The 25,395-nt window shown below is 71.8% G+C and carries 19 protein-coding genes; 6 read left to right on the forward strand and 13 right to left on the reverse strand.

All coding sequences use genetic code 11. The features are described from left to right. On the forward strand, positions 1–605 hold a 605-nt coding region (locus tag G3I60_RS13800), incomplete at its 5' end, for a TOMM precursor leader peptide-binding protein (RefSeq protein WP_164607177.1). A 20-nt stretch (positions 606–625) separates the two neighbouring features. Further along, positions 626–1,975, forward strand: a complete 1,350-nt coding sequence (locus G3I60_RS13805; protein ID WP_138350954.1) for an AarF/ABC1/UbiB kinase family protein — start codon at positions 626–628, stop codon at positions 1,973–1,975. 15 nt (positions 1,976–1,990) lie between these two features. On the opposite strand, the gene G3I60_RS13810 is transcribed toward G3I60_RS13805, so the two are convergent. The 5 genes from G3I60_RS13810 to G3I60_RS13830 all read right to left on the reverse strand — a co-directional run bounded on the left by G3I60_RS13810 (position 1,991) and on the right by G3I60_RS13830 (position 5,793). Continuing rightward, the gene (locus G3I60_RS13810) at positions 1,991–2,188 is read right to left on the reverse strand and encodes a hypothetical protein (RefSeq protein ID WP_138350955.1); all 198 of its coding nucleotides are present in this window, start codon (positions 2,186–2,188) and stop codon (positions 1,991–1,993) included. Between the two features lie 150 nt (positions 2,189–2,338). Next, positions 2,339–2,665: a hypothetical protein gene (locus tag G3I60_RS13815; RefSeq protein ID WP_138350956.1), complete on the reverse strand. Its 327-nt coding sequence runs from the start codon at positions 2,663–2,665 to the stop codon at positions 2,339–2,341. Next, complete coding sequence (locus tag G3I60_RS13820) at positions 2,662–3,021, reverse strand: WhiB family transcriptional regulator (protein WP_164298475.1); 360 nt, start codon at positions 3,019–3,021, stop codon at positions 2,662–2,664. The genes G3I60_RS13815 and G3I60_RS13820 overlap by 4 nt, the downstream gene beginning before the upstream one ends. A gap of 125 nt (positions 3,022–3,146) precedes the next feature. After that, positions 3,147–3,428 (reverse strand): hypothetical protein, encoded by a 282-nt coding sequence (locus G3I60_RS13825; protein ID WP_164298489.1) that lies wholly within the window; start codon positions 3,426–3,428, stop codon positions 3,147–3,149. A gap of 160 nt (positions 3,429–3,588) precedes the next feature. Continuing rightward, positions 3,589–5,793, reverse strand: a complete 2,205-nt coding sequence (locus G3I60_RS13830) for an ATP-dependent DNA helicase UvrD2 (protein WP_164298473.1) — start codon at positions 5,791–5,793, stop codon at positions 3,589–3,591. 175 nt (positions 5,794–5,968) lie between these two features. Here G3I60_RS13830 and G3I60_RS13835 point away from each other — a divergent pair, with 175 nt between their 5' ends. After that, a complete protein-coding gene (locus G3I60_RS13835) occupies positions 5,969–6,211 on the forward strand; it encodes a mycoredoxin (protein ID WP_138350959.1) in 243 nt (80 codons plus the stop codon). Between the two features lie 79 nt (positions 6,212–6,290). Here the strand turns inward: G3I60_RS13835 and nudC are convergent, their stop codons facing one another. The 8 genes from nudC to G3I60_RS13875 all read right to left on the reverse strand — a co-directional run bounded on the left by nudC (position 6,291) and on the right by G3I60_RS13875 (position 18,555). Beyond that, positions 6,291–7,217 (reverse strand): NAD(+) diphosphatase, encoded by a 927-nt coding sequence (gene nudC, locus G3I60_RS13840; protein WP_164298487.1) that lies wholly within the window; start codon positions 7,215–7,217, stop codon positions 6,291–6,293. A 100-nt stretch (positions 7,218–7,317) separates the two neighbouring features. Continuing rightward, positions 7,318–8,736, reverse strand: a complete 1,419-nt coding sequence (locus G3I60_RS13845) for a M20/M25/M40 family metallo-hydrolase (RefSeq protein ID WP_138350960.1) — start codon at positions 8,734–8,736, stop codon at positions 7,318–7,320. A 63-nt stretch (positions 8,737–8,799) separates the two neighbouring features. After that, complete coding sequence (locus G3I60_RS13850) at positions 8,800–12,354, reverse strand: ATP-dependent DNA helicase (protein WP_164298471.1); 3,555 nt, start codon at positions 12,352–12,354, stop codon at positions 8,800–8,802. A 143-nt stretch (positions 12,355–12,497) separates the two neighbouring features. Next, a complete protein-coding gene (locus G3I60_RS13855; RefSeq protein ID WP_164298469.1) occupies positions 12,498–13,307 on the reverse strand; it encodes a hypothetical protein in 810 nt (269 codons plus the stop codon). Positions 13,308–13,388: 81 nt separating this feature from the next. Next, on the reverse strand, positions 13,389–14,129 hold the full coding sequence (locus G3I60_RS13860) for a hypothetical protein (RefSeq protein WP_164298467.1): 741 nt from the start codon (positions 14,127–14,129) through the stop codon (positions 13,389–13,391). Positions 14,130–14,307: 178 nt separating this feature from the next. After that, positions 14,308–17,715 carry an ATP-dependent DNA helicase gene (locus tag G3I60_RS13865; protein ID WP_203672926.1) on the reverse strand — a complete coding sequence of 1,136 codons (3,408 nt, stop codon included), beginning with the start codon at positions 17,713–17,715 and terminating at the stop codon, positions 14,308–14,310. Positions 17,716–17,920: 205 nt separating this feature from the next. Next, the gene (locus G3I60_RS13870; protein ID WP_164298465.1) at positions 17,921–18,082 is read right to left on the reverse strand and encodes a hypothetical protein; all 162 of its coding nucleotides are present in this window, start codon (positions 18,080–18,082) and stop codon (positions 17,921–17,923) included. 107 nt (positions 18,083–18,189) lie between these two features. Beyond that, positions 18,190–18,555, reverse strand: a complete 366-nt coding sequence (locus G3I60_RS13875) for an MGMT family protein (RefSeq protein ID WP_138350965.1) — start codon at positions 18,553–18,555, stop codon at positions 18,190–18,192. Between the two features lie 80 nt (positions 18,556–18,635). Between G3I60_RS13875 and G3I60_RS13880 the strand changes: the two genes are divergently transcribed. The 3 genes from G3I60_RS13880 (at position 18,636) to G3I60_RS13890 (ending at position 25,259) form a co-directional block, all read left to right on the forward strand. Beyond that, positions 18,636–21,536 carry a flippase-like domain-containing protein gene (locus tag G3I60_RS13880; RefSeq protein WP_164298462.1) on the forward strand — a complete coding sequence of 967 codons (2,901 nt, stop codon included), beginning with the start codon at positions 18,636–18,638 and terminating at the stop codon, positions 21,534–21,536. A gap of 184 nt (positions 21,537–21,720) precedes the next feature. Then, a complete protein-coding gene (locus G3I60_RS13885; RefSeq protein WP_164298460.1) occupies positions 21,721–24,324 on the forward strand; it encodes a glycosyl hydrolase in 2,604 nt (867 codons plus the stop codon). Positions 24,325–24,506: 182 nt separating this feature from the next. After that, positions 24,507–25,259 carry a VC0807 family protein gene (locus G3I60_RS13890; RefSeq protein WP_239069815.1) on the forward strand — a complete coding sequence of 251 codons (753 nt, stop codon included), beginning with the start codon at positions 24,507–24,509 and terminating at the stop codon, positions 25,257–25,259. Positions 25,260–25,395: the final 136 nt, after the last annotated feature.

The raw sequence follows: 25,395 nt of genomic DNA on the forward strand, positions 1-25,395 counted from the left end.
GGGCCGCGCCCGATCCGCGCGCGGCGGCGCTCGGCCGCCGGGGACCCCGGGCCGGGCGCGGGCCGGGCTCCGGCCACGGGCCCGGACAGGAGCCGGAGGATTCCCGGCTCTCGCTGGTCGTGGTGGCCCCGCGCGACGGGCTGGCGGCCTACGCTCCGGAGCCCCGGGAGGCGGAACGGCTGCTCGCGGCGGGCATCCCGCACCTCTATACGGGCGTCGTCGAAGGCATGGGAGTGGTCGGCCCGCTCGTCGTTCCGGGGCGTACCGGCTGCGCGGGCTGTCTGGCGCTGCGGCTGGCGGACGCGGATCCCGCGTGGCCGCGGATGCTCGCCCAGCTCCGATCGGGCCGGGCGCCCGCGGTTCCGGCCTGCGACATCGCCCTGGCGACGACGGTCGCGGGGCTCGCCGCCGCCCATGCGCTGGCCTTCCTCGACGGCGGAAGTCCGCCGAGTTCCGGGGCCCGGGTGGAGATCGCGCTGGCCCGGCTGTCCATGAAAGTACGACCGGTTCCCGGTGACATCAGATGCGGTTGTGGTGCGGGAAATGACCCGAGGGCGGTGCTGCCCGCCGCGCCGCGAGTGCGGAGAGGCACAATGGCCGGGTGACCGACGGGAATGAGGAGCGCATGTCTGATCTTCCTCGTAAGGCGGTGACTCGCACCGCGAAACTGGCCGCGCTCCCCTTGGGGTTCGCGGGCCGCGCCACACTCGGGCTGGGCAAGCGGCTGGGCGGTCGTCCTGCCGAGGTCGTCGCGAGCGAACTGCAGGAACGCACGGCCGAGCAGTTGTTCAAGGTGCTCGGAGAGCTCAAGGGCGGGGCCATGAAGTTCGGCCAGGCGCTGTCGGTGTTCGAGGCCGCGCTGCCCGAGGACGTGGCGGGTCCATACCGGGCCGCGCTCACCAAACTGCAGGACTCCGCGCCGCCGATGCCCGCAAGCACCGTGCGCAAGGTGCTCACCGAGCGGCTGGGCGCGGACTGGCGGGAGCTGTTCACCGAATTCGACGAGACTCCGGCCGCGGCCGCCTCGATCGGCCAGGTGCACCGCGCGGTGTGGCACGACGGCCGGACGGTGGCGGTGAAGGTGCAGTACCCGGGCGCCGGGGCGGCCCTTCTCTCGGACCTGTCCCAACTGGGCCGGGTGGCCCGGCTGTTCGGCCCGCTGATCCCGGGGATGGACATCAAGCCGCTCATCGCCGAGCTGCGCGACCGGGTCTCGGAGGAGCTGGACTACGAGTTGGAGGCCCAGGCACAGCACGCCCACGCCGCGGAGTTCGCCGGCGACCCCGATGTCTCGGTGCCCGATGTGGTGCACCAGGCCGATCAGGTCCTGGTCACCGAGTGGATGGACGGCGTGCCCATGGCCGAGGTGATCGCCAAGGGCACCCAGGAGCAGCGGGACCGGGCCGGCCAGCTGCTGGCGCGCTTCCTGTTCGCGGGCCCGGCGCGTACCGGGCTGCTGCACGCCGACCCGCACCCGGGAAACTTCCGGCTGCTGGTGGACGACGGCCCCGCCGAGGGCTGGCGGCTGGGCGTGCTGGACTTCGGGACGGTGGACCGGCTGCCCGACGGGCTGCCGCTGCCGATCGGCACCGCGCTGCGGCTGGCGCTGGAGGGCGACGCCGAATCGGTGCACGCGATGCTCCGTCAGGAGGGCTTCGTCCGGCCGTCGATCAAGCTGCGCCCGGACGCGGTGCTGGACTATCTGCGGCCGATCATCGAGCCGGCCGGGTCCGAGGAGTTCACCTTCGTCCGCAGCTGGATGCGCGCCCAGGCGGCGCGGATCGCCGATCCGCGCTCGCCCGCCCATCAGTTGGGCAAGCAGCTGAACCTGCCGCCGTCGTATCTGCTGATCCACCGCGTGACCTTGAGCACCATCGGCGTCCTGTGCCAGCTGGGCGCGACGGTGCGGCTGCGCGATGAACTGCTGGAGTGGCTGCCGGGCTTCGACGCCGATGGGGCGGCGGAGTCGGCGTAACCACCCGGCGGGCAGCTACCACCAGGAGGAGTCGAGACGACCTTCGATACTGCGGAGGTTCTCCCGGCCGCACCGGTCACAGAAATAGACGCGCCGGCTGTTCTCCACGGAGCAGGTCCAGGTGATCGGCAGACCCTCCTCGACGGCACCGCAGCGCGCGCACGTCGTTGTCTGGGCAGTCCCGACCCGGTTGTGCTGAGTCTTCTGGTCCACTTGGCGACGATACCTCTCCCAGTGCCCGTTAATACGCCGTAACGCACCGCGGGGCCGGTCCTTTCGGACCGGCCCCGCGGTGTTCGCTGTGGCACGGAGTGGTGTTGCTCAGCCGCTGGTGTGCGGCCGTTGGGCGTGGTTGCCGCCGACTTACTGCATGACGGCCATCGCCAGCGCACGGCGGGCGCGCAGCGAGACTCGTTCGGCCCGGCGCTGGAGTCGGCGGGCCGACACCACTCGAAGGGCCTGACGTTCGTGCTCGGCCTCGTAGAGGCGTTGTTGCATATGGGCACGTGCCAAGGCTTCTGGCATGAGTTGCATTTCGAGGTTCCTGTTCTGGCGGGCGCTGTACGCGCCGGAAGTGTGTCGGGAGGCTTCGGTGGCGTGCGCCACTTCTGTGGAGGGGTTCATGGGGACCTGCTTCTTCGGGTCGTGCGTCAGGGGTCGGTCGACTGTTCCTACGGCGCTGGTGTTCACACCGCTACTGCGTTCTTGCGCGGACGGCCACGGGGCCGCTTGCGGGCTACGACGACGCCCTGGATGAAGAGCTCTCCACCCCAGACGCCCCAAGGCTCACGGCGGTCCTTCGCACCGGCGAGGCAGGCCTCGCGGACGGGACAGGTCTGGCACAGCGACTTGGCGTACTCGACGTCGGCCGGGGACTCCGCGAAGAAGACCTCCGGGTCGTAGGTCCGGCAGGGGACGGGTACACCGAGGCGCTCGATTTCGTCATCGAGCTCGGTCAGGGGCAGCAACGGGACCTCCGAGTGGACCGCGGGCGGGGGGAGCGGGTCTGTGGGCGATACGGACGGGGCGTGCGGGGTGGCATGCACGGTCTTGGTGTTCCTCGTCTGTCTGGTCCGGCCGGTGGGCCGGTGGTTCGGCTGGAGAAAACAAAAGGGCCGCGGATCCCGGTCTGGGATTCCGCGGCCCTGGAAGGTGCCGGTCTGATCGTCGATCAGACTGGATCGCTCCAGGGTTCGAGCCCGCGGAAGGCCCACATCGAGAGGTGCTGCTGCTTCTGTCCATTTGTGCTGTGACCGGCACCGCCGGGCGTAAAGACATAGGCCGGGGCCTTCGTCTCCAGTACTGCCGGTGCCTTGGTCGCTCGCTCGCTGCGCTCGCGGATCGAGAGTTCCGCGATGGAAGCCAGGCGCAGAGCCGGGGCACCGGACATACCGGTGCCAGGCAGCGGGGAGCCGAGCGGGCAGGTGGCGACGACGACCGGACGATCGGTCATTTTCACGTTCTCGAAGTTGATGGTCACGGGTCTTCGCCTCCTCTCGGCGTCTCGTAGGGCCTGTGGTGCTTGGTCAGTACATCACGATCTCCCCGGCTCTTGGAAGAGCCGCAGTGACCGTGCTCCGGAAGGCTATGGGGACTTCCTCGCCGGGCGCAAACTATTTTTCTGGTTCTTCTGCAACAGCTTCGTCACCGGCTCCGGGCCCGGCATCCCCGCCGGTGCACAGCGCCAGGACCTCGGCGCCGTACTTGTCCAGCTTTCGGCTGCCGACTCCGGCGATCGCGGAGAGCTCGGCCGGTCCTGCGGGCCGGACCTCGGCGATGGCCAGCAGCGTCTTGTCGGTGAAGACACAGTACGCGGGCTGGCCCAGCTCCCTGGCCTGCTCCATGCGCCAGTCGCGCAGCCGCTCGTACAGCCCCTCGTCCAGATCGGACGGGCAGTCCTCGCAGCGCATCAGCTTGATCTCGCCGGCCTCCGACAGGGTGCGGCCGCAGACCCGGCAGCGCACCGGGCCGCGCTTGCGCTTGGCGGCGGCCACTCCGCGCTCGATGCCGCCCGTACCGGCCGCGAAGCGGTTTCCGGTGCCGCGAGTCGCGGAACCGGGCCGCAGGCCGTCCAGGAAGCGTGAGGGCTTGCGGGTGGCGCGTCCGCCGGGCGAGCGGGAGAGCGCCCAGGACAGGAACAGATGGAGCCGGGCCCGGGTGACGCCGACGTACAGCAGCCGGCGCTCCTCCTCGACCTGCTCGTCGGTCTTGGCGTACGTGATCGGCATCATGCCCTCGGTCAGCCCGACGAGGAACACCGCGTCCCACTCCAGGCCCTTGGCGGCGTGCAGCGAGGCGAGGGTGACGCCCTCGACCGTCGGGGCGTGCTGGGCGCTCGCCCGCTCGTCCAGCTCCGCGACGAGATCCGACAAGGTGGCCTCGGGGCGGGCCAGCGCGAAGTCGTCGGCGAGCCGGACCAGCGCGGCCAGCGATTCCCAGCGGTCCCGGACCGCGCCCGATCCGGCGGGGGCCTCGGCCGTCCAGCCGCGGGAGCTGAGGACGGCCCTGACGTGCTCGGGCACTTCCGTACCGGCCATCCCCGGATCGGAACCTGCCCCGGCCCGGGCGGCGCCGCGCAGCAGCAGCCCGGCCTCGCGGACCTCGGGGCGGTCGAAGAACCGCTCCGCCCCGCGCAGCTGGTACGGCACCCCGGCGTCGGCGAGCGCCTGCTCGTAGACCTCGGACTGGGCGTTGATGCGGTACAGGATGGCGATCTCGCTGGGGCGCACCCCGCCGGCGATGAGCTCCTTGATCCGGCGGGCGGTGCCCTCGGCCTCGGTGGGCTCGTCCACGTACTCGGTGTAGCCGGGCTCGGGGCCCGGCTCGCGCTGCGAGACCAGTTCCAGCCGGTGCTGGGCCGCCTGGCCCCTGGCCTGGGAGAGCAGCCCGTTGGCCAGCTGCACCACCTGAGGGGTGGAGCGGTAGTCGCGGACGAGCTTCACGACGGTGGCTTCCGGGTGGCGGGAGCGGAAGCCGAGCAGGTAGTCCGGGGTGGCGCCGGTGAAGGAGTAGATGGTCTGGGAGGCGTCCCCGACCACGCAGATGGTGTCCCGGCCGCCGAGCCACAGGTCCAGCAGCCGCTGCTGGAGCGGGCTGACGTCCTGGTACTCGTCGACGACGAAGTGCTGGTACTGGGAGCGGATGGTGTCCGCGACGTCCGGGCGCTCCTGCAGGACGCCCACGGTGAGCAGCAGCACGTCCTCGAAGTCGATGACGCCGCGGTCCCGCTTGAGCTGCTCGTACGCCGTGTAGATCTTGGCGATCTCGGCCGGGTCCCGGGGGACCTCACGGCCGGACTTCGCGGCGGCCGCCGGGTAGTCCTCGGGAACGGTCTGGGTGACCTTGCACCATTCGATCTCGCCCGTCACGTCCCGCAGCTCGCTGCGGTCCAGCCGGATCCGGCAGCGGGCGCCGGCCTCGGCGACGAGCTGGACCTTGCGCTCGACGAGCCGCGGCATCTCACCGCCGATGGCGCGCGGCCAGAAGTACTGGAGCTGGCGCAGCGCGGCGGAGTGGAACGTACGCGCCTGGACGCCGCCCGCGCCGAGCTGGCGCAGCCGGCCACGCATCTCCCCCGCCGCGCGGGCGGTGAAGGTGACCGCGAGCACACTGCCGGGCTGCAGTATCCCCGCCCGCACCCCGTAGGCGATCCGGTGGGTGATCGCCCGGGTCTTGCCCGTGCCGGCGCCGGCCAGCACGCAGACCGGCCCGTGCAGGGCGGTGGCGACCTCGCGCTGTTCGGGGTCGAGCCCGTCGAGCACGGCGTCGGGGGAATCCGGTACTGCGGGGAAGAGCGAGGTGTGCGTTGGTGCGGTCACCCCGCCATGCTGCCAGGTCCGCGGAGGCGGTCGGGAAAGTTATCCACAGCCGAGGTGCGATTGTCGGACCGCGAGCGGTGGTGCAGGGGTGAGATCGGGGAGTCCAGGAATGCCCGGAGCAGGGTCAGCGTTCTCCCGATCGACGATTCCACCTGCTTGTGAGGAGCGGACACCCATGTCGGGCACTGTGACGATGTACAGCACCACCTGGTGCGGCTACTGCCGTCGGCTCAAGGGCCAGATGGACCGCGAGGGCATCGGCTACACGGAGATCAACATCGAGAACGACCCGGAGTCCGCGGCGTTCGTCGAGAAGGTCAACGGCGGCAACCAGCTGGTCCCCACCGTCCTTTTCCCGGACGGCTCGGCGCTCCCGAACCCGTCGCTGGCGCAGGTCAAGCAGAAGCTCGGCGTCTGATTCCCCAGCTCGACGCCTGATCCCACCCGCATCCGCCGGGGCGCGACCGCGCCCCGGCGGAGTGCTGTCCGGGGTGCTGCTAGCCGGCGGCCGGGAACGGGCTGCCGTACCAGAGCTCCATCAGGCGGGCGGCGATCGAGATGCCGCCCGGCGGCAGGATCTCCCCGGACTCGATGCCCTTGCGCAGGTCCTCGCGGGAGAACCAGCGGGCCTCGTGGATCTCCTCGCCGTCGACCTGGATGTCCGGTGAAGTGGCGCGGGCCATGAAGCCGAGCATCAGACTCGACGGGAACGGCCACGGCTGGCTCGCGACATATGTCACGTCGCCGACCGCCACCCCCGCCTCCTCCGCCGTCTCGCGGACCACGGCCTGCTCCAGTGACTCGCCCGGCTCCACGAAGCCCGCGAGCGTCGAGAAGCGCCCTTCCGGCCAGTGCGCCTGGCGGCCCAGCAGTGCACGGTCCTGGTCGTCCGTCACCAGCATGATCACGGCGGGGTCGGTGCGCGGGTAGTGCTCGGCACCGCACGCCTGGCAGCGCCGGATGTGGCCGGCGGCGGCGATGACGGTGCGCTCGCCGCAGCGGGAGCAGAAGCGGTGCATCCGCTGCCAGTTCTCCAGCGCGACGGCGTGCGCCATCAGGCCGGCCTCCAGCGGGGAGAGCAGCCCGGCCACCTCGCGCAGCCCGGCCGCCCGTGCCACGTCGTCCATCCGTCCCGGCAGCGCGTCCTTCTGCAGCGCGAAGTACCGCACGCCGTCCTCGCCGATGCCGAGGAAGTAGCGGTGGGTCTCGGTCTCGGGCGCGTCGAAGGCCGGGACCATGACGAGTTCGGTGGCGCCGTCCTTCTCCTCGACCAGGACCTGGCCGCCGGAGACCACGAAGACCCGGGTCGTCGGATGGCTCCAGGCGGCGGCCAGCCAGGCCTCGTCGAGCCGGTGGTGGGCGGCGCGGTCCACGCCCGTCTGGGCGAGGGTCAGCGGCTGGGTTGACAGGTCGATCTCGGACAAGGCTGCTTCCAACTCCCCGTGCGTACCTGCGGTACGCGGTAGCGCGGCTGTCGTTGTCAGTGACTGGTGTCGGTGGGGCGCGCCGGTGGCGCCGGCGGTGTCACCCGGTGACGTCGGCGGAGGCGGGACGCCAGTTCTCGGCGAGGTCGCCCCACAGGTAGGCGGCGGTCTCCACACCCTTGAACAGCAGGTCGAGCTCGACCTTCTCGTTCACCGAGTGCCAGCCGTCGGACGGTACGGAGATGCCCAGGAACAGCACCGGCACACCCAGCACGTCCTGCAGATCCGCGGCCGGTCCTGAACCGCCCTCACGGGTGAAGAGGATCTCCTGCTGGAAGGCCCGGCCCATCGACCGGACGACCGACTGCAGCGCCGGGTGGTCCAGCGGGGTCAGGCAGGGGCGGGTGGTGCCCCAGAACGTGACCTCGTGGCGGATGCCGTCCGGGAGCCGGGCGGCGACCCAATCGGTGACGAGCTGCTGCACCGCGCCCGCGTCCTGTCCCGCGACCAGCCGGAAGGACAGCTTGAGGTGGGCGGAGGCCGGGACGATGGTCTTGCCGCCGGGGCCCTGGTAGCCGCCGTAGATGCCGTTGACCTCGGCGGTCGGCCGGGCCCAGATGCGCTCCAGGGTGGTGTGGTCCGCCTCGCCGAGCGCCCCGTGGGACTTGGCGGTGCTCAGCCAGCGCGACTCCTCGAACGGCAGCGCCGCGAAGAGCTCCCGCTCGCGGGCGGTCAGCTCGACGGCACCGTCGTAGAACCCCGGGATCGCCACCCGCCGGTCGTCGTCGTGCAGCGCGGCGACCAGCCGGGCGGCCTCGGTGGCGGGGTTGGGCACCGCGCCGCCGAACGAACCCGAGTGGATGTCCTGGTCGGGCCCGTACAGATCGACCTGGCAGTCGGCCAGACCGCGCATGCCGGTGCAGACGGTCGGGGTGTCCTCCGACCACATCCCGGTGTCGGAGACGATCACCGCGTCGCAGGCCAGCCGGTCGGCGTGCTTCCGGATCAGGGTGAGGAAGTTCGGCGAACCGGACTCCTCCTCGCCCTCGATCAGCAGCTTGAGGTTCACGGCCGGCGCGGTCCTGCCGGTCGCGGCGAGGTGGGCGCGCAGGCCCAGCGTGTGGAAGAGGACCTGGCCCTTGTCGTCGGCCGCGCCCCGGGCGTAGATCCGGCCGTCGGCCGTGTGCGGCTCGAACGGGTCGGTGTCCCAGCCGTCCTCGCGGGCGGCCGGCTGCACGTCATGGTGGCCGTAGACCAGCACCGTCGGCGCCTGCGGGTCGCCGGACGGCCACTCGGCGAAGACCGCCGGCAGCCCGTCGCTCTCCCAGACCTCGGCGGTCGGGAAGCCGGTCTCCGCCAGCTTCGCCGCCAGCCATCGCGCACTGCCCAGCACATCGTCCGCGCGGTCGGGGTCCGCGGAGACGGACGGGATCCGCAGCCACTCGACGAGGTCGGCGAGGAACGCGGAACGGTGGGCGTCGATGTAGGCGTGGACTGCGCTGTCCGGGGCGGTACTCATGACGTCGAGCCTAACCGGCGCGCCGGACCCCTCCGCCCGGAGGTGGCGGCATCAGCCCGGCTCTCAGCCCGGCTCGTCGAGCAGCAGCCGCTCCAGGGCGGCACGGTCCGGCAGGGACGCGGGCCGGACGACCTCACCGGTGCGGACGTAGAGGAACGCGGCGGTCACCCGGTGCAGCGGCAGTTGGTGCTGCTCGGCCCAGGCGAGCCGGTAGAGGGCCAGCTGGAGCGGGTCGGCGGACCGGGAGCGGTTGGTCTTCCAGTCGACGATCTCGTAGGTGGCGCCCGCGCCGGCGTCCCCGTCCGCACCTTCGGTGTCCGTGGTGCCTATGGTTCCTGTGGTGCCTGTGGTGTCCGTGGTGCCTTCGGTGCGGTAGACGGCGTCGATCCGGCCGCGGATCATGCGGCCGGCCAGCGCCAGTTGGAAGGGCGCCTCGACGCGGTAGGGCGAGAGGTCGGCGTACGGGGTGCCGAGGAACGCCTCCTTGAGGGCGGCCAGGTCGCGCTCGTCGTCGATCTCGTCACCGCCCTCGACTCCGGGCAGGTCCTCCGGGGCGAAGAGCGGCCGTTCGTCGAAGCGGGACTCGACCCAGGCGTGGAAACGGGTGCCGCGGCGCGCCGCGGGCTGCGGGGCGCGCGGCATGGGGCGGGCGAGCTCGCGGGCGAACCCGTCCGGGTCGGCGGCCAGCCGCATCAGCTGCGAGGCGGTGAGAACGGGAGGCACCGGCACGTCCCGGACGGTCGCCCGGGCGCGCCGCAGCTCCCCGGCGAGGGCGTCGAGGTCCCGGTCCCAGGAGGCGACGAGACGGGACTCCTCGGGGAGCAGGTGCGCCCGTGCGGGAGCTCCGGCAACGGCGGTCTCAGCAACCCTGGGGTCGGGAACCGTGTGGTCGGGGTCGACGGGACGCTCCGGCACCGGCACCGGCACCGGATCGGGTTCGGGATCGGGGCTCTCGGGATGCTCGAAGCCCGCGGGACGCTCCGCCGAGAGCTCGTCCCAGTCGGCGTCCTCCCACTCCTCCTCGTCCGCCCAGGCGGGCTCGTCCTCCATCTCCCCTTCCGCGTCCGCGAACGTGCCCGCTTCCGCGTCCGCGAACGCGTGCTCCTCCGGCGCGTCCAGGTACGCGAGGACCGTCCTGGCCGCCTGGCGGCGGCGGTCGAGGGCGGTGGGGTCGAGCGGGAGCGGCCAGGCGTGCTCGACGGAGGTCTGCAGCGCCGGATTGACGGCGTCCTCCGCGGGAGGCTCCGTCCAGTGCTCGATCTCGCCGTGGCCCGCCTCGCAGTGCACGCGCAGCGCGTCCAGGAACGCGGACGGGCCGTACGGGGTCTTCTGGGTGGGCCCCCACCAGTAGCCGGAGCCGAGCAGCAGTGAGCGCGGCCGGGTGAAGGTGACATAGCCGAGGCGGAGTTCCTCGATCCGGTTGTGCTCCTTCATCGCGTCACGGAACTGGTCGAGGCCCGCCTTCGACCATTCGTCGACATCGGGGAGGGTCGCCGCGTCGCCGCGCAGGGTGTGCGGGAGCACCTTGGCGTTGGCGGTCCACAGCTCACGGCCGCGCTCGTTCGGAAAGCCCTTCTTCACCAGCCCCGGGACGGCCACGACGTCCCATTCCAGGCCCTTCGACTTGTGCGCGGTGAGCACCTTCACGGTGTTCTCGCCGCCGGGGAGCGAGCTGTCCAGGCCCTTCTCGTACTGGGCGGCGGTGCGCAGGAAGCCGAGGAACGCCAGGAGGGTCGCCTCGCCGTCGAGGGAGGCGAAGTTGGCGGCGATGTCCAGGAAGGCGTTCAGCGTCTCCTTGCGGCGGGCGGCCAGCGCGTGCGGTGACGCGGACAGCTCGACCTCCAGGCCGGTGACCGCGAGCACCCGGTGCAGGACGTCCATCAGCGGGTCGGCCAGCGCGCGCCGCAGATCCCGTATCTCGGCCGCCAGCCGGGCGAACCGGACCCGCGCCTCGGGCGAGAACGGCAGCTCGTCGCCCGGGTCGGCGTCGAGGAACGTCTCCAGGGCGTCGGCGAGCGAGACCACCTCGGCCGGGTCGACGCCTTCGACGGCTGCCGCCAACCGCCGCTCGGGGTCGTCCTCCGCGCCGCCCGCGCCGAACCGGACGAGGACCCGGGCCCGGCGGCCGAGCAGCGCCAGGTCCCGGGCGCCGATCCGCCAGCGGGGACCGGTGAGCAGCCGGACCAGCGACGCGTTCGCCGTCGGGTCGTGCAGGACCTCGCAGACGGCGACCAGGTCGGCGACCTCGGGCAGATGCAGCAGCCCGGACAGGCCCACCACCTCGACCGGGATGTCACGGGCGACGAGTGCGGCATGGATGTCGGCGAAGTGGCCCGTCGTACGGCACAGGACGGCGATCTCGCCGGGCTCGGTGCCGGTGCGCACCAGGTGCGCGAGGGAGTCCGCCAGCCACTCGATCTCCTCGGCCTGGCTGGACAGCAGCGCGCAGCGCACCAGTCCGTCGCGCTCGGCGCCGGGCGCCGGGCGCAGCGCCTCGACGCCTTCGTGCCGGGCGCGCAGTTCGGTGGCGAGGCCGTTGGCGAGGTCCAGGAGGCGGCCGCCGCTGCGGCGGTTCTCGCTGAGCGAGAAGCGGCGGGCGGGGGTGCCGTCGGCGTTCGGGAAGTGCGCGGGGAAGTCGTCGAGGTTGGCGACGGAAGCGCCGCGCCAGCCGTAGATCGCCTGGCAGGGGTCGCCGACGGCGGTGACCGGGTGGCCGGTGCCCTCGCCGCCGAACAGCCCGGCGAGCAGCAGCCGCTGGGCGACGGAGGTGTCCTGGTACTCGTCGAGCAGCACCACCTTGTACTGCTCGCGCAGGATCCTGCCGACCTCCGGGCGGGTCCGGGCCACGGTCGCCGACAGGGCGATCTGGTCGCCGAAGTCCAGCAGGTCGCGGCGCTGCTTCTGCTCGCGGTAGGCGGTGGCGAGCCCGGTGAGGTCCTGCCGGGCCTGCGCGGTCTCCGGCAGCTTGCGCAGGTCCGCGTTGGTGAGTTTGACGGGGGCCAGGGTGTCGAGCCAGCCGGTGTCGTGGGCGCGCAGCCGGTCGGGCGGGACGAGGTGCTCATTGAGCTCGCCCTCCAGCGCCAGCAGGTCGCTGACCAGGGAGGGCAGGCTCTTGGTCAGCGCCGGGTACGGGCCGGGCGCGGCCCGCAGCACCTTCGCGGCGAGCTGGTAGCGGGTGGCGTCGGCGAGCAGCCGGGCGGTGGGCTCGAGCCCGATGCGCAGCCCGTGTTCCTTGAGGAGCTGGCCGGCGAACGCGTGATACGTGGAGATCTGCGGCTCGCCGGTCGCGCCCTCGCCGGGTGCTTCCCCGGACCCGGGCGGGCCGATCGGATCCGGATCGGTGATCCCGGCCTGGACGAGCGCCCTGCGGACCCGCTCGGCGAGCTCACCGGCAGCCTTGTTGGTGAACGTCAGGCCGAGCACTTCCTCCGGGGCGACCTGCCCCGTCCCGACCAGCCAGACCACCCGGGCGGCCATCACCGTGGTCTTGCCGGAGCCCGCACCCGCCACGATCACGTTCGGGGCGAGAGGTGCGGTGACGCACTCCATCTGCTCCGGGGTGAAAGGGATGCCGAGGAGCGCCTTGAGCTGCTCGGGGTCCGTGATGCGTGCTGCCACCCCAGTGAGGCTATCCGGCCCCACCGACAACCGGCTGCCACCTGGGCACGGACGCCTGCCGCCGGACGTTCACCCCGCGGCGTTCACCTCGCGGCGACCGTGCCCTGGTGGCCCGTGCCCCGGTGCCCGTGCCCCCGCCTCCGTCAGACGTTCTTGCCGCCGTCGTCCTGGAACTTGCTGATGTCCACCGTCTGGGAGGCCGGCGGGGCCACCGCCTTGACCGGCTTGTTGAAGTCGCCGAAGGTGGCGTGGCCCGGCTCCTTGCCGCCCTCGTTGACGATCTTCAACGGGTACGGCTCGCCCTGGGCCGCCACGTAGATGGTGGTCTTCTCCGAGTCGCCGGCATTCTTCTGGATGATCGTGACGACCGGCTGTCCGTCGATCGTGGTCGGGGCGCCCTTGCTGAAGGTGCCGTCCTTGTCGTCCGACGACATGTTGTCGAGGAACGAGTCCAGGTCGCAGAAGGACGCCAGGTCCTTGTCCTTGGCGGCGTCGCCGGGCACCTTCACCCACTTGCCGTGCAGCAGCTCGACCGTGGCGTCGCCGTCCTCCTTGCCGCCCGCTTCGCGCCAGAAGGTGTCGTTGGCCTTCATGTAGCTGGTGTGGTGCGTGCCGATGAACTGCATCGTCGACTTGCCCTGGCTCATCGCACCGGCGCACTCGCCCGCCTTGGACATGGAAGCCTTGAACTGCATGGGCTTTCCGGTGTCCATCATCGCGAAGTCCACCTTCACCGAGGTGAGGGACTTGAGCGCGGCCTCGGCCTTGTCCGAGATCTGCCGCGCGGTCAGGGCGTCGAGCCCCGTCGCCGCGGTGGTGCTCGCCGAGACGGACGGCTTCGGCTTGGAGCCGATCACCGCGTCGTCGGACTTGTCGCCCCCGCAGCCGGTCACTCCGCCCACCAGGGCCGCACAGACCAGTGAGGCCGCCACGACGTTCCGCTGTACTGCCACCGGATTTCTCCTCCACCCACACGCATCATGCTGATAAGCACAAGATAAACATGCGGGCGCAACGGGTTTGACCCGGCCCTCTCAGGCGTTGAGGCCCAGGCCGGAGTCCCCGCCGAGCAGGCTGAAGTCGATCGTCTGGTTCGCGGGCGGGGCCGCGACGTTGACCGGCTTGCCGAAGGATCCGAAGGTCATGGTCCCCCCGGTCTGGTCCGTGAGCTTCAGCAGGTACGAAGGGCCGTGCGCCGCCACGTAATAGGTGACGGCCCCCTGCCGGTCCTTCTTCTTGATGGTGACCACCGGCTTTCCGTCGACCGTCGCCGGGGCACCCTTCGTGGCCGATTCGTGCGCCAGCTGCAGGGTCTTCAGGACGTTCGCCACCTCGCAGCTCTGGGACAGCCGCTTGCCGGGGGCGGAGGTGAAGGGGAACCTGATCCACCGGTTGGCCGCCAGCGCCCCGAACGACTTGCCCTTGGGGCTCAGCGACGTCCAGTACCTGGCATCGCCCTTGATGTACGCGGTCCGGTCGGCGGTTCTGATGATCTGCATCGTCCCGCCGTTCAGCCGCGCCGCGGCCGCGCAAACGCCGTCCGTGGTCGCCGCGATCTTCACCTGGACCTGCTTGCTCTGCAGGACTCCGGAGAACTCCATGGTCATGGAAGTGACGAGATTCATCGCCAACGACATCCGGCGGGATATCTCCGGCGCCGTCAGTCCCTCCAGCGAGCCGTCCGACGGGGTGCCGGTCGCGGTCGCCGGCTTGGACGCCGCGTGGACCGCCCGCCCGCGGTCGGCCGTGCCCTGGCAGCCGGACAGCGCCCCCATGGCCATACCGCAGACCACTACGACTGCGACAACACTGCGCCTCAACGCCACGACGGCCACTTTCCTTCAACCCACCCGCATACCCGCACTTGCCCTTACGTCGAACGGACGCACGAACGGTCGAAAGGGTTGCACGATCGAGGCACAGGTCACGCGGCGGCACGGGGTGCTTCGACGACTACTCCACGACGTGCCGGCCCTCCGGCTGCGCGCTGCAGGCCGCACGGAACGCGCAGTGCGTGCAGTGCTGGCCGGTGGCAGGGGTGAAGCGCTCGTCCAGGACCCGGCCCGCCGCGTCGGCCAGCAGGTCCTCCACCACCCACTCCCCCTCGCCGCCGGCCTCCCCCTCGCCGCCGGCCTCCGCCTCCGCCCGCTTCTCCGCGAGCGGCTGCTGGCGCTGGACGGCCGGCACGGTGTCGCCGCCGTCCTTCTTCGCCGCGCCGAGGCGCAGTTGCACGAGTTCGGCGCCACCCGGCAGCGGACGGTCGCCGCCGAACAGCTCGTCGACCGCGCCCTCGCGGACCGCGAGCTGGTAGACGGCGAGCTGCGGGTGGCGCTCGACCTCCTTCGCCGTCGGCTTGGACTTGCCGGTCTTGAAGTCGACGACATAGGCGTTGCCGTCCGCGTCCGCCTCGACCCGGTCCATGCTGCCGCGGATCCGGACCTGCACCTCGCCGGCTTCGATGACGACGTCGAAGCCGTGCTCGGTGGCGACGGACGCCCGGCCGCGCTCCATCACGTGCCAGTGCAGGAAGCGTTCCAGCGCGTCCCGCGCGTTCCGCTTCTCCTGGAGGGACTTCCACGTCGCGTCGAAGGCCAGGGCGTCCCAGACGGTGTCCAGCCGGGCCATCAGTACGTCCAGGTCGGCGGGGGTCCGCCCGGAGGCGACCTCGTCGGCCAGCACGTGCACGACGTTGCCGAAGCCCTGCGCGGCGGTCGACGGCGGCTCCGCCTTCACCTCGCGGCCCAGGAACCACTGCAGCGAGCAGGTGTTGGCGAGCTGGTCGAGCGCGCTGCCCGACAGCGCCACCGGCTGGTCGCGGTCGCGCAGCGGAACGGCCGAGCGCGTCGGCTCGTACAGGCCCCACCAGCGGTCGGGGTGCGCGGACGGTACGAGCGCGTGCCCGGCGTCGTTCAGCGAGGCGAGCCGGGCCAGCCGCAGGGCGGCGGCCTCGCGCAGCGCCGGGGACGCGGCCGGGTCGACGGTGGTCGCGCGCAGCTCCGCGACGAGCGCGGAGACGGCCAGCGGACGGCGCGCCCGGTGCGTGACGTCCTGCGGCTCGACGCCGAGCTCGGTCAGGAAGCGGGACGGCTGGTCGCCGTCGTCCGCCGCCGCCTTGACCGCGGTGACGACGAGCCGCTCCTTCGCGCGGGTCGCCGCCACGTAGAACAGCCGCCGCTCCTCGGCCAGCAGGGCGCCGGGGGTGAGCGGCTCCGCGAGCCCGTCGCGGCCGATCCGGTCGGCTTCGAGCAGCGAACCCCGGCGGCGCAGGTCCGGCCAGAGGCCCTCCTGCACTCCGGCGACCACCACCAGCCGCCACTCCAGCCCCTTGGACCGGTGCGCGGTCATCAGGCGTACGGCGTCGGTACGGACGGCCCGGCGGCTCAGCGTGTCGGCGGCGATGTCCTGCGCGTCCAGCTCCTCCAGGAAGTTCAGCGCGCCACGGCCACCGGTCCGCTCCTCGGCGCGCGCCGCCGTCTCGAACAGCGCGCACACCGCGTCCAGGTCCCGGTCCGCGTTCCGCCCGGCCGTGCCGCCACGGGTCGCCGACCGCTCCAGCCGCTGCGGCCACGGCGATCCGTCCCACAGCTCCCACAGCGCCTGCTCCGCGGTGCCGCCGCCCGCCAACAGCTCGCGCGCCTTCCGCAGCAGCATGCCGAGCCGCTGCGCGCCGCGCGCGTACGCCGGATCGTGCGCCACCAGCCGCTCCGGTTCTCCCAGCGCCTCCGCGATCAGCAGATCGGAGGGCCGCGGCACGGTACGGCCGGCGGCCCGCTCCTCCTCCCGCAGGGCCCGCCCCAGCCGGCGCAGGTCCGCGGCGTCCATGCCGCCGAGGGGTGACGTCAGCAGCGTGATCGCGTCTTCGACGCTCACGGACGCGGGGTCGGGCTCGGGGTCGGGCTCTGGATCGGGCTCTGGATCGGGCTCTGGATCGGGCCCGCCCGCGGACTCTGCCTCGTTCTCCTCCGGTTCTGCCGCCTCTTCGGGTTCTGCCGGCTCCTCGTACTCGCCGATCCGGGTCTGGGCGGGTACGACGGGTGCCCCCTGCGCGCCCGCGGCGGCGACGCGCAGCGCCAGCAGGAGCGGGGCGACGGCGGGTTCGTGCCGGAGCGGCAGATCGTCACCGTCTATCTCGATGGGGACACCCGCGGAGGTCAGCGCGCGGCGCAGGCCCGGGATGGAGCGGGCCCCTGCCCGGACCAGGACGGCCATGTCGCGCCACGGGATGCCGTCCTCCAGATGGGCGCGGCGCAGGGTGTCGGCGATGCCGTCGAGCTCGGCGCCCGCCAGGGGGTACGTGCGGACGGCGACCGTGCCGCCGTCCCGGACCGCGGTCAGTTCGCGGTGGGCGCGGACGGCCGCGGCGGGCAGTCGCGGCAGCGACATCCGGCGGGTGACGAGGCGGGTGGCGTCCAGCAGGGCGGCGCCGGCGCGCCGCGAGACGGTGAGGACGTGGACGGGGGCGGGTCGGCCGTCGCGGCGCGGGAAGGCGTCCGGGAATTCGAGGATGCCGTTCACGTCGGCGCCGCGGAAGGCGTAGATCGACTGGTCGGGGTCACCGAAGGCGACGAGGGTGCGGCCCTGGCCCGCCAGCGCGCGCAGCAGCCGGACCTGCGCCGGATCGGTGTCCTGGTACTCGTCGACGAAGACGGCGTCGTACTGCCCGGCCAGGGCCTCGAAGACCTCCGGGCGCTCCGCGAGCAGCACCGCCCGGTGCAGCAGCTCGGCGTAGTCCAGGACGCCCTGGAGGTCGAGCACGTCCAGGTACTCGGCGAGGAAGGACGCCGCCGCCGACCAGTCCGGGCGGCCGATCCGCCGGGCGAAGTCCTGCAGTGCCGCCGGGCCCAGGCCCAGCTCACGGCTGCGGGCGAGCACGGCGCGCACCTCGTCCGCGAAGCCGCGGGTGGTGCGTGCGGCCCGCAGGTCGTCGGGCCAGCGGATCCGGCCGCGCCCGTCCTTCTCCAGCGCGCTCTGTCCCGCCAGCAGCTCACGGACGACGACGTCCTGCTCGGGGCCGGACAGCAGCCGCAGCGGATCGGCGAAGAGCTCCGGGTCCTGGTGCGCGCGGAGCAGGGCGTAACAGAAGGAGTGGAACGTGGTCGACTGTGCGGTGGCCGTGCCCCCCATTCGGGCGGCCATCCGGTCCCGCAGCTCGACGGCCGCCTTGCGGCTGAACGTCAGGACGAGGATCCGCTCGGGGGCGGTGCCGAGCCGCACCCGTTCGGCGACCGCCTCGACGAGCGTCGTGGTCTTGCCGGTGCCCGGTCCCGCGAGGACCAGCAACGGTCCCGACCGGTGCTCAACCACCGCGCGCTGTGACGCGTCCAGAACAGGAGGCGCGGTCCGCGCGGGCGGGGTCCGCAGCAGACGGTAGGCGGCGGTGCCCGTGTCGATCCCCCGGTGCGGCGCGCGCTGCGCCGGTCGGAGGGAGGAGGAGGTCACGTGGTTCGCCGGTTCCGTGGGTGCTGTGGGTGGCTCGGGTGCTGCAGGTCCTGCGGGGGCTTCTCGTACCGCCCGGTGGTCCGGACGGTGACCCGGACCGTGGGGCCGGTGCGGTCAGCTGTCGACGCTACGCCTCCCGGCGCACGGGCCGCAGCCGGTCCCACCGGTGTTCGGGCGTGGACTCGGTCACGTGCTTCGTCGCGTACTTCTTCGTCACGTACTCGGTCGGGTTCCCGGTCGGGTTCTCGGTCAGGTGCTCGGTCAGGTGCTCGACCGCATACTCCCTCACCTCATTCACGACCTCGTTCGCCCACGCGTTCACGTACTCCGTACGGACGGCCCACCGCATATTCCGGCCCGCGATGGCCGAAGCTGGAAACTGTGAGCATCCGGTCGTCATTCCCCGGTGGGCGCGCCGTCCCACCGGGCCCGCCGCATATCGATACGCGGCACATGACCCTCGGCGGAGCGCGCCGCCTCCCGCAGCGGCGTGCCCTCCTCCCGGTAGTGCGCCAGCGCGCGCAGCTCATGGCCGGGCAGCAGGTGGCCGTCGGAACGCACCACGCGCCACCACGGCACGGCGCCGCCGTACAGCGCCATGACGCGGCCGACCTGCCGCGGCCCTCCCTCGTCGAGCCACTCGGCGACATCCCCGTAGGTCATCACCCGGCCGGGTGGGATGGCCTCGGCGGTTTCCAGCACCCGCTCTGCGTATTCGGAGGGCGCGGTCTCCTCGTTCGTCCGCTCACTCATCCGGCCCATCCTGCCTCAGGCCACCGACAACGGGGGGTTCAGCGCGCATCCCCGCACTGCTCATGCCACCATCGTCCGCGGGGTGACTGGTGATACGAGAACAAAACGAGACAGCGGGACAGCAGGACCAGGACGCGGCGGCCACTTCGGCCGGCCGCGCCGTTGACGTGCCGTCGCCCGACAGCGTGACACCCGGAGCCGACAGCGGCGCCAACGGCAGCACCGGTCCTGAGGCCTCGACCGCCGCGAACGAAACCCCCTCGGACAAACCCGAAGCGACCGGAGCAACGGAACCGACCGAAGCGACCGAACCAGTCAAAGCGGCTGAAAACGCCGAACCGCTCGAAGCCACCGAACCGGTAGCAGCCGACGAGCCCGCCCGGTCCGACCAGGCCGCCCAGTCCGCCGAAGAGACCGATGTCGTCCACAGCGACGACGTCTCCAGCGACGAGCCGCTGCTCGCCGCCCGCGTGCACCGCCCCGCCGACCTCATGCGGTTCCTGCTCGGTCTGCTCGGCATCGCCGTGGTCATGGCCATCGCCGGTTTCGCCCATGCCACCACCAGCGGTGTCGAGGCGGACATCGCCAAGGGCGCGCGCAACTCGCCCGACGCGCTGAGCACCTTCGCCGGCCTCACCGCGAGCATCGCCGTACTGATCGTCCCGGTCGCCTTCGCGATCGAGCGGCTGATCAAACGGGACGGGCTGCGGATCGCCGACGGCGTGCTCGCCGCCGTCCTCGCCCACGGCGTGGCGCTGGCCACCGACCTGTGGGTGACCAACGCCGCACCGGACCCGATCAGGGCCGCGATGACCCAGATCGCGCCGGGTGGCGGCGGGATCACCGACCCCGTGCACGGCTATCTGGCACCGGTCATCGCCTATATGACGGCCGTCGGCATGGCCCGGCGCCCGCGCTGGCGGGTGCTGCTGTGGTTCGTGCTGCTGCTGGACGCGTTCGCGGTGCTGGTCGGCGGCTACACGACGCCGTTCTCGATCATCGTGACGGTGCTCATCGGCTGGACCGTCGCCTACGGCACCCTGTACTCGGTCGGCTCGCCGAACGTCCGGCCGACCGGCCAGAACCTGCTCGCCGGCCTGCGGCGCGTCGGCTTCGCGCCACTGACCACCCGCCGCGCGGACGACGAGGTCCCCGAGACCCCCGACTCCGAACGCGGCCGCGGCTATCTCGTCACCCTGGAGGACGGACCCCCGCTCGACGTCACCGTCGTGGACCGCGAGCAGCAGGCGCACGGCTTCTTCTACCGGGTGTGGCGCCGCATCTCGCTGCGCGGCATCAACCAGCGCCGCAGCCTGCAGTCGCTGCGCCAGACCCTGGAGCAGGAGGCGCTGCTCGCGTACGCGGCCATCGCCGCCGGGGCCAACGCGCCGAAGCTGATCGCCACCTCCGAGCTGGGCCCGGACGCCGTCATGCTCGTCTACGAGCACATCGGCGGCCGCCGGCTGAACTCGCTGCCGGACGAGGAGCTCACCGACGCGCTGCTGTACAACGCCTGGCAGCAGGTCAAGGCGCTCCAGTCGCGGCGGATCGCCCATCGGCGGCTGGTCGGCGAATCCCTTCTGGTGGATCGTTCCGGCAAGGTCTTTCTGACGGATCTGCGCGGCGGCGAGATCGCGGCCGGCGACATCGTGCTGCGGATGGACATCGCCCAGCTGCTGACCACCGTCGCGCTGCGCGTCGGCCCGGAACCGGCGGTCAAGTCGGCCGTCGCCGTCCTCGGCCCCGACGCGGTCGCGAACTCCCTGCCGCTGCTCCAGCCGATCGCGCTGAGCCGCTCCACCCGCGCGGAGCTCAAGCAGCTGAACCGCGCGCGGGCGCAGCGCGAGCGGGACGCCGTGCTCGCCGCGTCCGCGGCCGACAAGGAGGCGCGGGCCGCGGCGGCCGCGGCCGCCCCCTCGCGCGGCTCGGCCAAGGCCGAGAAACGGGCCGAGAAACGCGCCATCGAAGTGGCCCAGGACGAGGCCCGCGAGGAGGATCTGCTCTCCAGGATCCGCCAGCAGGTGCTGCTCATCCGGCCGCAGGCCCCGGTGGAGCCGGTCCGTCTGGAGCGGATCAAGCCGCGCACCCTCGTCACGGTCATCGCGGGCGCCTTCGCCGCGTACTTCCTGCTGTCGCAGATCAGCTCGGTGCCGATCGCCGACACGATCTCCCGAGCGAACTACGGCTGGGCGGCCGTCGCCGTGGTCGGCTCCGCGCTCAGTTATGTGGCGGCGGCCTGCGCGCTGGCCGGCTTCGTCCCGGAGCGGCTGTCGCTGTTCAGGACGGTCATGGCGCAGATCGCCGGATCGTTCGTGAAGCTCGTCGCCCCGGCGGCGGTCGGCGGCGTCGCCCTCAACACCCGCTATCTGCAGAAGACGGGCGTACGGCCGGGCCTCGCGGTGGCGAGTGTCGGCGCGTCCCAGCTGGTCGGTCTCGGCTCGCACATCCTGCTGCTGCTGACCTTCGGCTACATCACCGGCACCGAGAAGACGCCGTCGCTGTCACCGTCCCGCACGGTCATGGCCGGGCTCCTCACCGCGGGTGTGCTGGTGCTGGTCGGGACGGCGATCCCGACCCTGCGCAAGTTCGTCTCCACCCGGGTACGGGCGCTGTTCGCGGGCGTCATCCCACGCATGCTCGACGTGCTGCAGCGCCCGGCGAAGCTGGTGACGGGCATCGGCGGCACGCTGATGGTCACCGTCACCTTCGTGATCTGTCTCGACGCCTGCGTACGCTCCTTCGGCGGCAGCCTCAGCTACTCGACGATCGCGGTCGTCTTCCTCGCGGGCAACGCCCTCGGCTCCGCGGCGCCGACCCCCGGCGGTGTCGGCGCGGTCGAGTTCGCCCTCACCGGTGGTCTGATCGCGGCCGGCCTCCCGGGCACGATCGCCACGCCGGCGGTGCTGCTCTTCCGGCTCCTGACCTTCTGGCTCCCCGTCCTGCCGGGCTGGCTCTCCTTCAACTACCTCAGCCGCAAGGGCGATCTCTGAGCGACCGCCGCCGGCGGACGATGCCCGTCGCCTCCAGGTCGGGGCAGCTGTGATCGACTGACAGGTTCTCGTCAAACTTTGCCCAAGTTCCCTCCTTTCAGCATCTCTTCCTCCCCCTCCCATGGTCGGGTCTGGCGTGCACACCTTCGCACCGGCCCATCCGGGCTCCACCGGGGAGGAACTGATGTCGGCACCAACCCGCAAGAGGCGATGGCTCACGATCTGCGCCATCACCGCGACAGCCGCGCTCATCGCGGTACCCGCCGGAGCCGCACCCGGCCACGGCAGCCCCCGACCGCACTCCGTCACCAGCACCCTCGCACGTGCCGCCACGGCCGCCACCGACGGCGACGAGGGCGGTGAGGCCGACGAGATAGCCGAGGGTGCGGATCAGTTCGCCGAGGCCCGCACCTCCCCCGGCGTCATCCAGCCCGGCGCGTACGGTGCCGCCTGGGCGGCCCTCAACACCCTCCCGAACACGGGCGGGACCTGGCGGCACGACACCGGTCTCGTCTACAACGCCGACGATCCGCGCTACCGCGACATCGACTCCAACTCCAGTGGCGGCGCCGGCAACGTCACCGGCCGCACCGCGGCCCTGGTCGCCGACAACGCCGGCTATGTCTACGAGGGCAGTGCGGGCGGCGGGGTGTGGAGATCCCGTACCGGCGGCGGCAACTGGCAGGCCATCAGCGACGCCCTGCCCGCCCAGGCCACCGGGGCACTCGCGCTGGACAGCGCGGGCAGGCTCTGGCTGGGCACCGGCGAGGCGACGACCAACGCGGACGCCTACCTCGGCAGCGGTGTGTACCTGCTGTCCGATCCGCGGCACGGCACGTTCTCGGCGTACAGCCGGGTCGGCGGCAAGGAACTGGACAACACCACCGTCCACACCCTGCGCTTCGGCGGCGACACGGTGTGGGCGTCGACGAGCCGCGGCGTGTGGAGCCACTCCGTCAGCCACACCCGCGGCCCCTGGAAACTGGAGTTCGCCCCCAACCCGGACTTCCTGCCCGGAGGTTCGCAGGCGAACGACCCGTCCGCGCCGTACAAGAACATCGCCAACGACGTCGCGATCGACCCGAAGCAACCCTCGCGGGTGGTCCTCGCCGTCGGCTGGCGCAGCGGCGACACGTACAACGGCTTCTACGCGAAGACCGGCGGGAGCTGGCAACGCGTCACGTCACTCGGCGATCTGCCGACCGCCGCGACCGACGTCGGCAACGTCACCTTCGCCCGCTCGGCCGACGGTTCGCGCTACTACGCCATCGACCAGTCCCCCGCTCAGCAGGCCGCCAATCCGGACAGCTCGCTGGCGGGGATCTACACCTCCAAGTCCGGCTCTCCGCTGGGTCCGTGGACCCGGATCGCGGACTATCCGACCCTCAGCGCCGCCGGATCGGCGCTGAACAGCAGTGGCTTCATGCCGGGCGTGCAGGCCTGGTACAACCAGTTTCTGCAGGTGGACCCCAACAACGCGGACCACCTCTACGCCGGTCTGGAAGAGGTCTTCGAGACGACGAACGCCGGTGCGACCTGGTCGGCCGTCGGACCGTACTGGAACTTCAACTTCCCCTGCTGGAGCATTGATCCGTCCCGGCAGACCGGCGCCTGCAGCCAGACCGTCCACCCGGACCAGCACGCGGCCGCCATCGGCAGCTACCACGGCAGAACGTACTTCTACGCGGGCAACGACGGTGGCGTCTACCGCCGCCCGGTGAACGGCGCGCAGGACTCGTCCGGTCATGCCACGGACTGGGCCTCGCTCAATGACGGCACCATCGACACCCTGCAGTACTACTCGGTGGGCATCGGCAAGGACCCGGCCTTCCGCGGGGTGGCGGTCAACGGCGGCCTGCAGGACAACGGGCAGTCCGTTCTGCGTCCGCACGACACCGTCATGGGCTCCAACTTCGGCGGCGACGGCGCCGACACGATCACCGACCCGGCCAACGGCTGCAACATCGCGCAGGAATACGTCTATCTGGCGGTTCAGGTCACCCAGAACTGTGCCGTGAACGACGGCTCATGGACCACCGACCCGACGAAGGCCACCTCGTACTCCGTCGCCCCGGCCGACAACGCCACCGGGGAGGCCCGCTTCATCGCCCCGCTCGCGGCGGACATCAGGAACAGCAACGCCTGGGTGGCCGGCGGCCGGCACGTCTGGACGCAGAGCCATGGCTACGCGATCCGCAGCTCCGGCGAGTGGACCAACGCCTTCGACCTCGGAGAAGGCCACACCGCCACCGCGGTGGCCGCTTCCGGCGGCAAGGTCTACGCGGCGTGGTGCGGCCCCTGCAACAACCAGGGTTTCACGCGCGGCATCGCCGTCGGCAACGCGGACGGCACCGGCTGGCACCAGATCGACCTCCCCGCGACCGGGGCGGACGGCACCGTACCCAACCGATACCTTTCCGGCTTCGCCATCGACCCGAGGAACGCCGACCACGTGTACCTCGCGGTCAATGGCTTCTCCCGGCACTGGACCGAAGGTCCCGGTGCCGGTGTCGGCCATGTCTTCGAGTCCACGGACGGCGGCACCACGTGGAAGGACATCTCGTCGAACATGCCCGACGTGCCGTCCGACTCCCTCGTCGCCCTCCCGGGCGGCGGCCTGGTACTCGCGACCGACCTGGGCGTCATCTACCGGGCACCCGGCAGCACCGGCTGGAAGCGCGTGGGGCACCTTCCCGCCGTGGCCGTCCTGCAGATCAGGACGGGCCCCGACGGGCGCCTGTACGCGGCGACGCACGGCCGCGGCATCTTCTCGATCGATCTGAGGTGACGGTGCGGCCCGCGCATCCGACGGCGCGGCCGTCTCCACGGAAGTAACGGATGTCCTGGCCGGATCGCCGCGATCCGGCCAGGACATTTGTACTGCCGAAGCCTGGAGATCCAGCTCTGCCGAGCGCACCACCCTCCGCGCGAAGCTCTTCCTACCAGAAGTTCTCACGGAGGAGCCCGGACATGACGCAGGTCCAGCAGGTGCAGCAGGAGACGCAGAGCAAGGCCGCTGAGACCGAGCAGGAGTCCAACCCGCTGGTCACAATGCTGAAGCCGCTCGTCCTCGACATCGCCGTGCCGCTCGGTTCGTACTACCTGCTGCACAACGGCTTCGGCGTCGGCCTGGTCGCGTCGCTCATGCTGAGCAGCATCGTCCCCGCTGTCCGCACCGTCGTTGCGGCGGCCCGGGACCGGTCGTTCAACGGGCTCGCCGGCATCATGCTGGTGGTCAACCTGGTGGGAATCGTCCTCAGCTTCGTCACCGGCGACGCGCGGCTGATGATCGTCAAGGACTCGGCACTCAGCAGCGTGGTGGGGATCTCCGTACTGATCGCGGCCGCCACCGGGAAGCCGCTGATGTCGGTCGGCCTGAAGCCGTTCATGACGAAGGGCAAGGCCGCCAACATCCTCGCCTGGGACCGGCTGTCGGCCGGAAGCGCCCGCTTCCGGCGGGCGGAGCTGCTGTTCAGCACGATCTGGGGCGTCTCCATGCTGAGCGAGTGCGTCGCGCGGATCGTGCTGGCCTTCATCCTCCCGGTCTCCACCATGGTCTGGCTGTCGACCGTCCTGCTGATCGCGTCCGTCCTCCTCGCCGCGGTGGTCGGCGGCATCGCCACCAACCCGATCGAGCGGATGATCGCGGACGAGGTGAAGGCGGCCGACGAAGGCGCCGCGTCGGAGGCGAGTGCCATGGCGACGGAGACCGTCGCGGCCTGACACACGTCGCTCCCCCTCTCGCCTCCGGAAGGAACTCCCCTGCGCGCCAAGGGCATCAACTACGACACGGGCTTCTCCCCCGCGGCCTCCCCCGGCCCGCGCCATGACCTCGATCCGGCCGCGTACGGCGTGGTCA

It is taken from the genome of Streptomyces sp. SID13666 (assembly GCF_010548325.1).
Taxonomy (GTDB): domain Bacteria; phylum Actinomycetota; class Actinomycetes; order Streptomycetales; family Streptomycetaceae; genus Actinacidiphila; species Actinacidiphila fildesensis.

Coding starts and splice junctions, on each gene's coding strand:
- G3I60_RS13805 (WP_138350954.1), top strand. CDS start 626: ATGTCTGATCTTCCTCGTAAGGCGGTGACTCGCACCGCGAAACTGGCC.
- G3I60_RS13825 (WP_164298489.1), bottom strand. CDS start 3,428: ATGACCGATCGTCCGGTCGTCGTCGCCACCTGCCCGCTCGGCTCCCCG.
- G3I60_RS13835 (WP_138350959.1), top strand. CDS start 5,969: ATGTCGGGCACTGTGACGATGTACAGCACCACCTGGTGCGGCTACTGC.
- G3I60_RS13845 (WP_138350960.1), bottom strand. CDS start 8,736: ATGAGTACCGCCCCGGACAGCGCAGTCCACGCCTACATCGACGCCCAC.
- G3I60_RS13860 (WP_164298467.1), bottom strand. CDS start 14,129: ATGGGGGCGCTGTCCGGCTGCCAGGGCACGGCCGACCGCGGGCGGGCG.
- G3I60_RS13875 (WP_138350965.1), bottom strand. CDS start 18,555: ATGGGCCGGATGAGTGAGCGGACGAACGAGGAGACCGCGCCCTCCGAA.
- G3I60_RS13885 (WP_164298460.1), top strand. CDS start 21,721: ATGTCGGCACCAACCCGCAAGAGGCGATGGCTCACGATCTGCGCCATC.
- G3I60_RS13890 (WP_239069815.1), top strand. CDS start 24,507: ATGACGCAGGTCCAGCAGGTGCAGCAGGAGACGCAGAGCAAGGCCGCT.